We start from the raw sequence: 11,956 nt of genomic DNA, 5'->3' as shown, positions 1-11,956 counted from the left end.
ATTATCTTCTTCGAAAGGGCGCAAAACAACGCAAAAGGCCCGCCGCAAGTGCGACGGGCCTGCCCAGCCGGGGAGAGTTGGGAGGGGGATTAGGCGGCGTATTTCGCGACCGCGCCGCCCTGCTTGCTCCAATCGGCATACCATGTCCGGAACAGCCGGTACTGCGCCTCGGCATAGCCGCGCTGGCTGTAGGTCAGAGCGTCGGTCTCGTTAAAATGCAACGCATATTCCCCATGGCCCTCAAGCACCATCAGGTGCTTATAATAAAGCACGAGGTCCGGCCCCTCATCAAAGGAGGATAGAACACCAAGCGCCGCGTCGAGCTCCTGCGCCCGCTGGCGCGCTTCGGCATCGCCCGCCGCGGCGGCTTGGCTGAGGGCCACAAGATGCAGCACTTCGCGCGGCAGCACATTGCCGATCCCGGTGATAGCGCCCGTGGCACCGCAATTGACGAAACCATGGAACACGGTGGTATCGACCCCGATCATCAGCGTGACTTCATCATCGCGGCTGGTGATGTTCTCTGCTGCATAACGCAGATCATCCGCACCGCCGAACTCTTTGAAACCCACGAGGTTCGAATGCTCGGCCCGCAGGGCAAAGAACAGATCGGCGCGGGTGGCGAAGCCGTAATAGGGGCTGTTGTAAATCACGGCAGGAAGTTCTGGCGCGGCCGACAAAACGGTTTTGAAGTGATCCTTCTGCGCCGCAACCGACGTGCCGCGCGACAGGATGCGGGGGATCAACATCAACCCCTTCGCGCCGACCCTTTGCGCATGGGCCGCATGTTCGGCGGCCAGCTTGGTGTTCACAGCACCCGTGCCAACGACGACAGGCACACCCGCATCAACCAAACGCTCAACGCCCTCCATCCGCTCTGCATCTGTCAGCAAAGGCCAATCGCCCATGGAGCCGCAGTAGACGACCGCGCTCATACCATCGGCGATCAGCTTTTTGCCCATGCGCACCAGCGCATCGAAATCGGGTTTCCGGTCTGCCGTGCAGGGGGTCATCAGGGCCGGGATGCAGCCGGAAAAAATCGAAGGGGTCATTTGTCTCTCCATTCATAGAATCCGGCTGTGATATTGCCGGGGTTGGCTGCATCTTAGCTATTGTATTTTATTTGTCGACAGAAAATCGACAAAAGCTTTCTGCGCGCGAAAAAACCCCGCATTTACTCTAGTTATAGTTCGATATGCTGCCGTCGATCCCGCGAAATCAGCGCCTGAATCTGCCCTACAATCTGATCCGCATGGGTCTCCGCCAAAGAATCCGCGCGCCCGATATCGCGCACCTCGATGGCCGCGATTAAATCCTCATGCTCTTGGACATACTCACTGGGAAGCTGATCGTCGAAGGATTGGTAATACATCCGCAGCAAACGGCGCCCCTCGTCCAACAAGCGCAAACAAAGCGATTCGTAATAAGGGTTGCGCCCCGCCCGCGCGATCTCGGCATGAAACTCGCGGTTCGTGGCGATCATCGACAGCGCGTCCTGCGCCGACACAGCTTTGGCAAACTCTGCCTGCCGCGCGCGGATCTTGGCCATATCGGCCGGGGTATGAAACTGCGCCGCCAGCCGCGTGGTGACACGGTACATCAACGTCATCGCGTCAAAGAAGGTGTGCAGATTCATGAAGTCGATATTCGCCACCACGGTCGAACGGTTGGGCAGCGTGGTCACCAATCCCTCGCTCGCCAGCCGCACCAATGCCTCACGGATCGGCGTGCGCGACATCGAAAGACGCTCGGATAGGCGATCTCGTCGATCGGGCTGCCGGGCAGCAGGGTTAAATCAAGGATCTCATCCCGCAGGATAGAATAGACAAATTGCGCCCCGGACCCGCGCTTGCGTTCCGCCGTTTTAGGTTTGCTGGTCATGCGGGGATGCCGCCCTTTCGAAATTCTTGGCTCCCCCTCGATAAAGCAACAAATCGCCCCCCTACAATAGCACAGCCCCACCGAATGCGCGCCCGCCCCCTTCAATTCATCCTTTCTTAAATACCGTCCGCAATCTCCCCCACACGCCATCCTTGCCAATCAAGCCCCCAACAGACCTTCACAAATCGCTCAAAAATCAAGCATCGCCGTTGATACGGCAGGCAATTTCTGTCGCAACAGATTGACCGAAAAAGGCTTTCCCAAAAATTAAAATCGCCGGATTGACAGCAAGAAACTTGCAACCGCATACTCGACCAATCTGATATTGGTTCAAGAAAGCGGTCCATTGCCCAGCCCTGACATCGGCCTCAACACCGACCCAGACAAGGTTTTGCTCGAAGTGCGCGACTTCAGCCTGCGCTTTCGCGGTGCGCCGAGCGACCAGATCAACCATGTGAACTTCGCGGTCCAACCGGGCAAGACGCTCTGCGTTGTCGGGGAAAGTGGATGCGGCAAAAGCGTGACCTCTTTGGCGATGATGGGGCTGCTGCCCGAAGGCGCTGCGACGATCAGATCGGGCGAGATGGTTTTCGAGGGGCAAAAGCTCGACCTTGCCGATCACACCGCCATGCGCAAATTGCGCGGCAGTCGGATGACCATGATCTTCCAAGAGCCGATGACCTCGCTCAACCCCGCGTTCCGCATTGGCGACCAGATCACCGAAGCCGTGCTTGCCCATAGCAACGCCAGCAAGTCCGAGGCCGAGGATAAGGCGCTGGCGATCCTCAAGCGGGTCGGCATTCCGGCGGCGGAAAAGCGGATGCGTGACTATCCGCATCAACTCTCGGGCGGGATGCGCCAACGGGTGATGATCGCCATGGCGCTGGTGAACGACCCCGCGCTGCTGATCGCGGATGAGCCGACGACCGCGCTCGACGTGACCATTCAGGCGCAAATCCTTGAGTTGATCCGCGACCTTCAGGCCGAGACCGACATGGGCACGATCATGATCACCCACGACCTCGGCGTCGTGGCCGAAATCGCCGATACCGTGGCCGTCATGTACGCGGGCACGATTGTTGAGACCGGCCCGGCGGAGCGCATATTCAACGACCCGCAGCACCCCTACACGATTGGCCTCATGTCCTCGATCCCGCAGTTGAGCGGTCCGCGCGGGCGTTTGGCCACCGTGCCGGGCATGGTGCCCACGACGCAGAACATGCCTGAAGGCTGCCGTTTTGCCACGCGCTGCCCTTTCGCCCAGCCCATCTGCGCCAAGGAACCGCCGCTTGCGCCGCTGGAAGGTGGCCACGCCGTCGCGTGCCATTTCGCCCCGCTAGAGACCCATCTGGAGCAGAGCGCATGACCGACACGATCCTGACCGCGCGCGGGCTAAAGAAACATTTCAAAACCTCGGGCGGCGGCTTGGCGAAAGGGGCCACGGTCAAGGCGCTCGACGGCGTCTCCTTCGACGTGCGCCGCGGAGAGACCTTTGCCATCGTCGGCGAATCCGGCTGTGGCAAATCCACCCTCGCGCGGCTGCTCATGCGGCTGCTGACCCCGACCGAGGGCGATGTGCAGTTTGACGGCAGCGATGTGCGCAGCCTTGCCGGGCGCGACCTGACCGCGCTGCGCCGGGACATGCAGTTCATCTTTCAGGATCCCTTTTCGTCGCTGAACCCGCGCATGAGCGTCGGCAAGCTGGTCGGCGAACCCCTAGAGACGCATTTCCCAAAAATGTCCGCCTCTAAGCGGCGCGGCAAAGTGGCGGAACTGCTGGCTAAAGTCGGCCTGCGCCCCGAGCACGCCGAACGCTACCCGCATGAGTTTTCGGGCGGTCAGCGCCAACGGATCGGGATTGCCCGCGCGCTGGCCTCCGCTCCGAAGCTGGTGATCGGGGATGAGCCTGTCTCGGCCCTTGATGTGTCGGTGCAGGCGCAGGTGATTAACTTGCTGGGCGATCTGCGGGATGAGTTGGGGCTCACGCTGGTGATCATCGCCCATGACCTCGCTGTGATCCGCCATATGAGCGACCGTGTGGCGGTGATGTATCTGGGCCAGATCGTCGAACAGGGCGATGTCGATACGGTCTACAACCACCCGCGTCACCCCTACACCCGGGCTCTGCTCTCGGCCATTCCGGTCGCCGCCCATGGTGCACGCACACCGCAAACCGCGCTTGAGGGCGAGATGCCGAGCCCGGCCAACCCGCCCTCGGGCTGCCGTTTCCACACCCGTTGCCCCTATGCCAAAGAACGCTGCGCGAGTGAGCCGCCTGCCTTACGCGAGACCCGCGCGGGCGAGGGTCATGTCGCGGCCTGCCACTTTTTCGAAGAGATCGCCGCCGCCACGCCGGACCTCGGCCTTGTCGATGCGCCAGAACGTGCCCCCGGCGCGGCGGCACGCTTTGCGCTTTACCAAGACGCCATGCGGGATCGGACAACGCTCCGCCCCCGCCAAGACCAAGAATAACAGGCTAAAACAGACTTAATGAAACGACAGGAGAGTTCGATATGACACTGACCAAAATGACCCTCGCCGCCGCGCTGCTGGGGGCCACGACCCTCGGCGCGCAGGCGGCAGACCTGCGCATCGCGCTGCAATCTGACGCAGATGTGCTGGACCCCGACCAGTCGCGCACCTTTGTGGGGCGGATCGTCTATACATCGCTTTGCGACAAGCTGGTGGACATCACGCCTGATCTGGAAATCATCCCCCAACTGGCGACAGAATGGTCCTTTTCTGAGGATGGCAAGCAACTGACCATGATGCTGCGCGATGATGCGGTTTTCCATGACGGCACACCGTTTGACGCCGAGGCCGTGGCCGCCAACATCGACCGCAGCCAGAACCTTGAGACCTCGCGCCGCAAGTCCGAGCTTTCCTCCATCACCGGCGTCGAAGTGCTGGGTAGCCATGAAATCCGCTTTGATCTGGCCGATGCGGACGCCACGCTGATGGCGCAGTTCGCCGACCGCGCGGGGATGATGGTTTCCCCACCGCTGCCGAAGCGGCGGGCGATGACTTTGGCCTGAACCCGGTCTGTTCGGGCCCCTACCAGTTCAAAGAGCGTGTGGCCCAAGACCGGATCGTGCTGGAGAAATTCGCCGACTATTACAACGCCGACGAATACCACTTTGACAGCGTGACCTACCTGCCGATCCCTGACACCACCGTGCGTCTGGCGAACCTGCAATCGGGCGACATCGACATGCTTGAACGCCTCGCCGCAACCGATCTGGCGCAGGCCGAGGGCGACAACAGCATCAGTGTCGAAAGCGCCGTATCGCTGGGCTATCAGGGCATCACGATTAATGTGGCCAATGGCGAAAAGGGCGACAACCCTTGGGGCAACGACAAACGTCTGCGTCAGGCGCTGAGCTATGCCATCGACCGCGAAGCGATCAATCAGGTCGTCTTCAACGGTGCCTTCGCCGCGGGCAACCAGCCCTTCCCGCCGAACTCGCCTTGGTACAGCACCGACTTCCCCGTGCCTGAGCGTGACGTAGAAAAGGCCAAGGAACTGCTGGCCGAAGCAGGCTTTGCCGATGGGATCGATCTTGAGGTGCAGGTGCCCAACACCACGATCCCGCTGCAACTGATGCAGGTCGTGCAGTCCATGGCGGCAGAGGCGGGGATCAACATCTCGATCACCTCCAAGGAATTCGCAACGCTGCTGGCCGACCAATCGGCGGGTGACTATCAAGCAAGCCAGATCGGCTGGTCGGGCCGTGTGGACCCCGATGGCAACATCCACCAGTTCATGACCTCCGATGGCGGCATCAACGATTCCAAGTTCTCGAACCCGGAAGTGGATGAGCTGCTGAACAAGGCGCGCAAATCCAACGATCAAGACGTGCGTCGCGAAAGCTACACCGCGGCCCGTGCGATCCTGAACGAAGAGCTGCCGATCGTGTACCTCTATCACCAGACATGGATCTGGGCGCTGGACTCCGACATCTCCGGCTTCACCCCCTATCCTGATGGCATGATCCGCCTTGAAGGTATGAAAAAAGAAGAAGGGTAAAACCTTCTCCATATGCACCGCCGGGCCGGTCCCGGCGGTGCCCTCCCCTGAGCGAGACGTTTCAAAATGCTGTCCTTCATCCTGCGCCGTCTGGTGATCGCGATCCCGACGATCATCTTGATCTCGGTCTTTGTCTTCACCTTGCAAAAGCTGCTGCCGGGCGATCCGGTGCTGGCCATGGCCGGCGAAGAACGCGACCCGCAGGTGCTGGAATTCCTGCGCGAGAAATACCGCCTGAATGACCCAATCCCGGTGCAATATTTCACTTGGATCGGCAACGCGCTGACGGGGGACTTGGGCATTTCGCTGCGCACCAACCAGCCGGTGCTTGAGCTGATCGGGGAAAAGCTGCCCGTCACGATCCAACTGGCGACGATGGCGATGATCTTTGCCCTACTGATCGGCGTGCCTGCGGGCATCTTCTCGGCCGTTAAGAAGGGCACCGTGACCGATTATGTGGCCAATGTGGTGGCGCTCTCGGGCCTGTCGATCCCGAACTTCTGGCTGGGGATCATGCTGATCCTGCTGGTCTCGGTGAAATGGAAACTGCTGCCCGCCTCGGGCTATGTGCCCCTGAGCGAAGACCCCATCCGCTCCATCACCGTGATGATCATGCCCGCCTTCGTGCTGGGCACAGCGCTCGCCGCCACGCTGATGCGCCACACGCGGTCGGCCATGCTGAGCGTGCTGAGCAGTGACTACGTCCGCACCGCCCGCGCCAAGGGTCTGGTCGAGCGGAAGGTTATCCTCAAACACGCCTTCCGCAATGCGCTGACGCCCATCGTTACCCTGACTGCGCTCTTGTTTGGTGAACTTATCGCGGGCGCGGTGCTGACCGAACAGATTTTCACCATCCCCGGCTTTGGCAAGCTTGTGGTCGATGCGGTGTTCAACCGCGATTACGCCGTGGTGCAGGGGATCGTGCTGGTCACCGCCGTTGGCTTTATCTTTATGAACCTGCTGGCCGATGTCGCCTATGTGCTGCTGAACCCCCGCCTGAGGAAGCAATAATGGCCCAACCTGCCACCCCCATCACCATCGACGCCGAAAGCGCCGCTGATCCGGTCCTCTCTGCCCGTCCGGAAAACCGGGTCTGGAAGAAATTCCGCCACCACCGCAGCGCCATGCTTGGCGGCGTGCTGGTGGTGTTCTTCTGCGCCATCGCTTTGCTGGCCCCGTTGCTGCCCATCCCCGACCCTGCCGCCACCGATTGGGGCGCCGTGCGCAAAGGTCCGTCCGCCGCGCATTGGTTCGGCACCGATGAGCTGGGCCGCGATGTGCTGTCCCGGCTGATCTGGGGGGCGCAGGCGTCCTTGCTGGCGGGGGTCGTTTCAGTCGCCATCGCGCTTGGGCTTGGCGTCCCTCTGGGCATCATTGCCGGGTATTTCGGCGGCTGGACCGATGCGATCATCTCGCGCTGCACCGAAGCCCTGCTGGCTGCGCCCTTCCTAATCCTCGCCATTGCGCTGGCGGCTTTCCTCGGGCCAAGCCTGACCAACGCGATGATCGCCATCGGCATCTCGGCCACGCCGATCTTCATCCGCCTCACCCGCGGTCAGGTGCTAAGTGTCGCTGCCGAAGATTACGTCGAAAGCGCGCGCGCCATTGGCCTGTCGACCCCGCGCATCCTGCGCCGCTACATCTTTCCCAACGTTCTGCCGCCCGTGCTGGTGCAGGCCACGCTGACCGTCGCGACCGCGATCATCGCCGAAGCCTCGCTGTCGTTCCTCGGCCTCGGCCAGCAGCCGCCCGCGCCCTCTTGGGGGTCGATGCTGAACATGGCGAAGAACTTCCTCAATCAAGCGCCATGGATGGCGCTTTGGCCCGGCATTGCGATCTTCATGGTCGTGCTTGGCTTCAACCTTCTCGGCGATGGTCTGCGCGATGCGCTGGACCCGCGCGAACACTAACCGGAGACGACATGACCCCCTTTACCACCCGTCCTGAAATCCGCGGCTCCTTCGGTGTCACCACCTCGACCCATTGGATCGCTTCGACCGTGGGTTTTGGCATCCTCGAAAAAGGCGGCAATGCCTTTGACGCCGCCGTGGCTGCGGGCTTTGTCTTGCAGGTTGTCGAGCCGCATTTGAACGGCCCGGCAGGCGATCTGCCGATCATCTTTCACGACGCGGAGAAACAGGCGACCAAGGTCGTCTGCGCCCAGGGGTCAGCCCCGCCGCCGCCAAGCTCGAGCATTTCGAGGAACTCGGGCTGAAACTGATCCCCGGCTCGGGGCTTTTGTCGACAGTGGTGCCCGGTGCCTTTGACGGCTGGATGCTGATGCTGCGCGATCATGGCACCATGGGCCTTCGCGAGGTGATGCAGCCCGCGATCGACTATGCCCGCGATGGCCATCCGGTGCTGCCGCGCGTGTCGAACACCATCAAGGGGTTGGCCGAATATTTCGCCGCCGAATGGCCCAGCTCCGCCGCCGTCTGGACGCCGGGCGGCGAAGCGCCAGAGCCCAATGCCAACTTCAAAAACCCCGATCTAGCCGCCACCTATGAACGGATTCTGCGCGAGGCCGAAGCCGCAGGAGAGGACCGCAGCGCGCAGATCGAGGCCGCGCGGAAAATCTGGTCCGAAGGGTTCGTGGCCGATGCAATTTTCGACTATCTAGAAGACGCCTGCGTTCATGACGTGTCAGAGCAAAAGAACAGCGCCCTCTTGGCGCGCGAGGACATGGCCAAATGGCAGGCCAGCTACGAAGACACGCTCACGTATGAGTATCACGGCTGGACGGTGCACAAGACCCACGCCTGGTCGCAGGGGCCGGTGTTTTTGCAGGCCCTCGCCATTCTCAAGCATTTTGATCTGGCCGCGATGGACCCGATGGGCGCCTCCTTTACCCATACGGTGATCGAGGCGATGAAACTCGCCTATGCCGACCGCGAAGCCTATTACGGCGACCCCGAACAGAGCATCATCCCGATGGAAGAACTGCTCTCTGACGCCTATAACGCTGAGCGCGCGAAACTGGTGAACGGCAAAGCGTCCCTTGAGCAGCGCCCCGGCGTGATCGCCGGGTTGGAGCATTTGGCCGAGCGTTATATCGAACGCGCTGCCCGTGATTTCGGCGTTCAGAATGCCGCGCCGCAAGAACCGACGATGGCGCATCTGACCGAAAAACGCGGCGATACCGTGCACCTTGATGTGATCGACCGCTGGGGCAATATGGTCTCGGCCACGCCCTCGGGCGGATGGTTGCAGAGCAATCCGGTCGTGCCAGGCTTGGGCTTTCCGCTGAACTCGCGCGCACAGATGTTCTGGCTTGAGCGGGGCCTGCCCACGTCGCTTGCCCCCGGGCGTCGGCCACGCACCACGCTGACCCCTTCTTTCGCCGAGCATGCAGATGGGCGGCAACTGGTCTTTGGCACGCCGGGTGGCGACCAGCAGGATCAATGGCAGCTGATCTGGTTCCTGCGTTTCGTGCATCACGGGATCGACCTCCAAGAAGGCATGGACGCGCCGCTGTTCCATACCATGCATTTTCAAAGCAGCTTCTTTCCCCGCCAAGCCCTGCCCGGCGAGATGATGATCGAACCCAATGTCGGCGCTGCGGTGATCGACGTGCTGCGCGCGCGGGGGCATATTGTCACCGTGGCCGAGCCGTGGTCAGTGGGGCGGATGACCGCCGCGCTGCGCAATCCCGATGGCAGCCTTCAGGCCGCCGCGACCCCCGCCTGATGCAGGCCTATGCCGTAGGACGTTGACCCATGACCTATTCCATCATCGCCCGTGATCCCGACAGCCAAGAAATCGGCATCGCCGTGGCCAGCCGCTTTTTCGCCTGCGGGGCTGCCGTGCCCTACATCGGGCGCCGTGTCGCCGTGGCGACGCAGGCTTTCGTCAATCCGCTTTGGGGGACCGAAGGCCGGCGCATGCTGGAAAGCGGTGACCCCGCCGAAGCACTGCTGAAGGAATTCGCCGCGCGCGACGCAGGCCGCGATATCCGCCAGTGCCATATGCTCGACGCCGAGGGGAATTTCGCCGCGCATACCGGTGCGGGCTGTGTCGATTGGGCCGGGCACCGCGTTGGCAGCACTCATTCGGTTGCGGGCAATATGCTGACCGGGCCAGAGGTCGTAGAGGCCACGTTCGACACCTATGCCGCCCGCAGCGATCTGCCGATGGCCGAACGGCTGCTTGCCGCGATGCGTGCGGGCGAAGAGGCGGGCGGCGACAAACGCGGGCGTCAGGCGGCGGGGCTGGTGATCCACCGCGGGCAGGACCACGCCTATCTCGACTTGCGGGTCGACGATCACGGCGATCCGCTTGGCGAACTTGACCGGCTGCTTGAGGTCGCAGGAGAGCGCTATCTCCATGTGGCCGAAGCGATGCCGAGCCTCGACAATTTCTCGGGCACCTCGGACCGCGGACCAATTGATGCCGCGATTGCGCGGGCCGAAGAGGCGCGCAAAGCAGCGGGCAAAGCCAGCCGGTCACTGGCGACAGATGTAGAGACAAAGAAAGATTAACCCGATGAACGCGCTCGATTTTGGCCAGCTTTTGCCCCTCCTCGCCATTGCGGTGACCGCCGGTATTTTTGGCGGTATCCTTGCGGGTCTGCTGGGTGTTGGCGGCGGTATTGTGATTGTGCCTGCGCTCTATCTTGCCCTGTCGACGGCGGGGATGGACCCGGCGATTACCATGCAGGTAGCCGTTGGCACCTCGCTGGCGACTATCGTCTTTACCTCTTTGTCCTCTGGCTATGGTCACTTCAAACGCGGCGCGATTGATATGGACCTGCTGAAACTCTGGGCGCCGTCGCTTTTGGTTGGCGTTGTCATCGGCGCGCTTTTGGGGGCTATGTCTCGGGGCTGATCCTTGTCGGCGTTTTTGCCACCGTAGCCGCGCTCGTCGCGCTCGACATGATCTTTCGCAAGACCAAAGACGACCCCACGCCGCGCGGCTTTGCCAAGTCCATCTGGGCGGTGCTGGGTGTTGTCACCGGCGGGCTGTCGGCGATGATGGGCATCGGGGGCGGGACCATTGGCGTGCCGCTGTTGAATTTTCTCGGCTACGACATCCGCCGCGCGGTCGGCACCTCTGCCGCAATCGGCTTTATCATCGGGCTGCCCGGCGCGGTGGTCTATGCGCTGACGGGCCTCGGCGCCGAAGGGCTGCCGCCCTTCTCGCTTGGCTATGTGAACCTTGCCGCTGCGGCCATCATCATTCCGCTGACCAGCAGCTTTGCCCATGTCGGAGTAAAATTGGCCCATAGCATCCCCCGAAGGGCGCTTCGGTTTGCCTTTGGAATTTTCCTGATGGTAACGTCATTGCGTATGTTCATTGATTTATTTGAAGCGTTTTCCAACTCATGACTCAGCCCCCCAGACCGCCCCAAGTGAAGATGAATTGGCCGAGCGGCTGCGCGGAGCGATCCGGCAAGGGGATATTCTGAACGATGGGCGGATGCCGCCCGAACGGGCATTGGCCGAGCATTTCGGCGTGAGCCGCGCGCGGCTGCGGCTGGCGCTTGGCCTGCTGCAAGAGGATGGCACGATCTACCGCCGCCACGGCCAAGGCACCTTTGCCACGCCGCCGCCCGCCACCAATGCCGACAGCCTGCGCCACCTCGCCCGGCAGGTCACGCCAAGCGATGTCATGGAAGTCCGGCTTGAGGTCGAGCCCGCGCTGGCCGCCCTCGCCGCCGACCGCGCCCGCCCGCAAGAGATCGAGCGGCTGGACCAGTTGATGCGCGCCACGCTGAACCTCAGTGATCCCGACGCCTATGAGGCAGCGGATGACATGTTCCACTACAAGATCGCCGAGATGGCCCGGAACCCGCTGTTCCTCACGGTCTACGAATCCATCCGCGCGGTGCGCCGCGAAGTGGCTTGGACCTCGCGCCGCCGCACCTATCACGCGCCTGAGACATTGCAGATACTTGGCGAACAACACATGACCCTGAACGACGCCATCGCCCGGCGCGATACGCTCGGTGCGGCCGCGGCGATGGAACAGCATTTGCTGACCGTATCCAAAACCCTGCTCCGTGACCGGGTGCGCAAGATCGAGCTCGATCTCTAGCTGGGTCAGCCCTGA

At 62.0% G+C, this 11,956-nt stretch carries 11 protein-coding genes and 2 pseudogenes; 10 read left to right on the top strand and 3 right to left on the bottom strand.

Going from position 1 to position 11,956, the window contains the following annotated elements:
- Nucleotides 1-89: 89 nt before the first annotated feature.
- The 3 genes from ACFQAU_RS20965 to ACFQAU_RS20955 all read right to left on the bottom strand — a co-directional run bounded on the left by ACFQAU_RS20965 (nucleotide 90) and on the right by ACFQAU_RS20955 (nucleotide 2,215).
- Nucleotides 90-1,052, bottom strand: a complete 963-nt coding sequence (locus tag ACFQAU_RS20965; RefSeq protein WP_132445343.1) for a dihydrodipicolinate synthase family protein — start codon at nucleotides 1,050-1,052, stop codon at nucleotides 90-92.
- 131 nt (nucleotides 1,053-1,183) lie between these two features.
- Complete coding sequence (locus ACFQAU_RS20960; protein ID WP_386285078.1) at nucleotides 1,184-1,738, bottom strand: GntR family transcriptional regulator; 555 nt, start codon at nucleotides 1,736-1,738, stop codon at nucleotides 1,184-1,186.
- 339 nt (nucleotides 1,739-2,077) lie between these two features.
- On the bottom strand, nucleotides 2,078-2,215 hold the full coding sequence (locus ACFQAU_RS20955) for a hypothetical protein (RefSeq protein ID WP_165935583.1): 138 nt from the start codon (nucleotides 2,213-2,215) through the stop codon (nucleotides 2,078-2,080).
- A 12-nt stretch (nucleotides 2,216-2,227) separates the two neighbouring features.
- On the opposite strand from ACFQAU_RS20955, the gene ACFQAU_RS20950 reads away from it, so the two are divergent.
- The 10 genes and pseudogenes from ACFQAU_RS20950 (at nucleotide 2,228) to ACFQAU_RS20905 (ending at nucleotide 11,941) form a co-directional block, all read left to right on the top strand.
- The gene (locus ACFQAU_RS20950) at nucleotides 2,228-3,247 is read left to right on the top strand and encodes an ABC transporter ATP-binding protein (RefSeq protein WP_120352334.1); all 1,020 of its coding nucleotides are present in this window, start codon (nucleotides 2,228-2,230) and stop codon (nucleotides 3,245-3,247) included.
- A complete protein-coding gene (locus ACFQAU_RS20945) occupies nucleotides 3,244-4,353 on the top strand; it encodes an ABC transporter ATP-binding protein (RefSeq protein ID WP_132445346.1) in 1,110 nt (369 codons plus the stop codon). Before ACFQAU_RS20950 ends, ACFQAU_RS20945 begins: the two co-directional genes overlap by 4 nt.
- 41 nt (nucleotides 4,354-4,394) lie before the next feature.
- Nucleotides 4,395-4,916 carry an ABC transporter substrate-binding protein gene (locus tag ACFQAU_RS20940; RefSeq protein ID WP_386284820.1) on the top strand — a complete coding sequence of 174 codons (522 nt, stop codon included), beginning with the start codon at nucleotides 4,395-4,397 and terminating at the stop codon, nucleotides 4,914-4,916.
- The gene (locus ACFQAU_RS20935) at nucleotides 4,913-5,908 is read left to right on the top strand and encodes an ABC transporter substrate-binding protein (RefSeq protein WP_386285120.1); all 996 of its coding nucleotides are present in this window, start codon (nucleotides 4,913-4,915) and stop codon (nucleotides 5,906-5,908) included. Before ACFQAU_RS20940 ends, ACFQAU_RS20935 begins: the two co-directional genes overlap by 4 nt.
- A 66-nt stretch (nucleotides 5,909-5,974) precedes the next feature.
- The gene (locus tag ACFQAU_RS20930; protein ID WP_067628831.1) at nucleotides 5,975-6,919 is read left to right on the top strand and encodes an ABC transporter permease; all 945 of its coding nucleotides are present in this window, start codon (nucleotides 5,975-5,977) and stop codon (nucleotides 6,917-6,919) included.
- Nucleotides 6,919-7,818: an ABC transporter permease gene (locus ACFQAU_RS20925; protein ID WP_132445352.1), complete on the top strand. Its 900-nt coding sequence runs from the start codon at nucleotides 6,919-6,921 to the stop codon at nucleotides 7,816-7,818. Before ACFQAU_RS20930 ends, ACFQAU_RS20925 begins: the two co-directional genes overlap by 1 nt.
- 11 nt (nucleotides 7,819-7,829) lie before the next feature.
- Nucleotides 7,830-9,621 (top strand): annotated as a pseudogene (locus tag ACFQAU_RS20920) (gamma-glutamyltransferase family protein).
- Between the two features lie 3 nt (nucleotides 9,622-9,624).
- Nucleotides 9,625-10,386 (top strand): DUF1028 domain-containing protein, encoded by a 762-nt coding sequence (locus ACFQAU_RS20915; RefSeq protein ID WP_120352330.1) that lies wholly within the window; start codon nucleotides 9,625-9,627, stop codon nucleotides 10,384-10,386.
- A 4-nt stretch (nucleotides 10,387-10,390) separates the two neighbouring features.
- Nucleotides 10,391-11,232 (top strand): annotated as a pseudogene (locus ACFQAU_RS20910) (sulfite exporter TauE/SafE family protein).
- 34 nt (nucleotides 11,233-11,266) lie between these two features.
- Complete coding sequence (locus tag ACFQAU_RS20905; protein ID WP_317389131.1) at nucleotides 11,267-11,941, top strand: FadR/GntR family transcriptional regulator; 675 nt, start codon at nucleotides 11,267-11,269, stop codon at nucleotides 11,939-11,941.
- The last annotated feature ends 15 nt before the right edge of the window (nucleotides 11,942-11,956 follow it).

It is taken from the genome of Sulfitobacter profundi (genome assembly GCF_042661425.1).
GTDB classification, from domain to species: Bacteria; Pseudomonadota; Alphaproteobacteria; order Rhodobacterales; family Rhodobacteraceae; genus Sulfitobacter; species Sulfitobacter profundi.
The sequence above is the reverse complement of the archived record's forward strand: the minus strand, read 5'-3'. Positions and strand labels throughout refer to the sequence as shown.

Bases quoted from the DNA above. Each gene is read 5' to 3' on its own strand.
- ACFQAU_RS20930 (WP_067628831.1), top strand. From the start codon at position 5,975: ATGCTGTCCTTCATCCTGCGCCGTCTGGTGATCGCGATCCCGACGATC.
- ACFQAU_RS20940 (WP_386284820.1), top strand. From the start codon at position 4,395: ATGACACTGACCAAAATGACCCTCGCCGCCGCGCTGCTGGGGGCCACG.
- ACFQAU_RS20925 (WP_132445352.1), top strand. From the start codon at position 6,919: ATGGCCCAACCTGCCACCCCCATCACCATCGACGCCGAAAGCGCCGCT.
- ACFQAU_RS20965 (WP_132445343.1), bottom strand. From the start codon at position 1,052: ATGACCCCTTCGATTTTTTCCGGCTGCATCCCGGCCCTGATGACCCCC.
- ACFQAU_RS20945 (WP_132445346.1), top strand. From the start codon at position 3,244: ATGACCGACACGATCCTGACCGCGCGCGGGCTAAAGAAACATTTCAAA.
- ACFQAU_RS20960 (WP_386285078.1), bottom strand. From the start codon at position 1,738: ATGTCGCGCACGCCGATCCGTGAGGCATTGGTGCGGCTGGCGAGCGAG.
- ACFQAU_RS20915 (WP_120352330.1), top strand. From the start codon at position 9,625: ATGACCTATTCCATCATCGCCCGTGATCCCGACAGCCAAGAAATCGGC.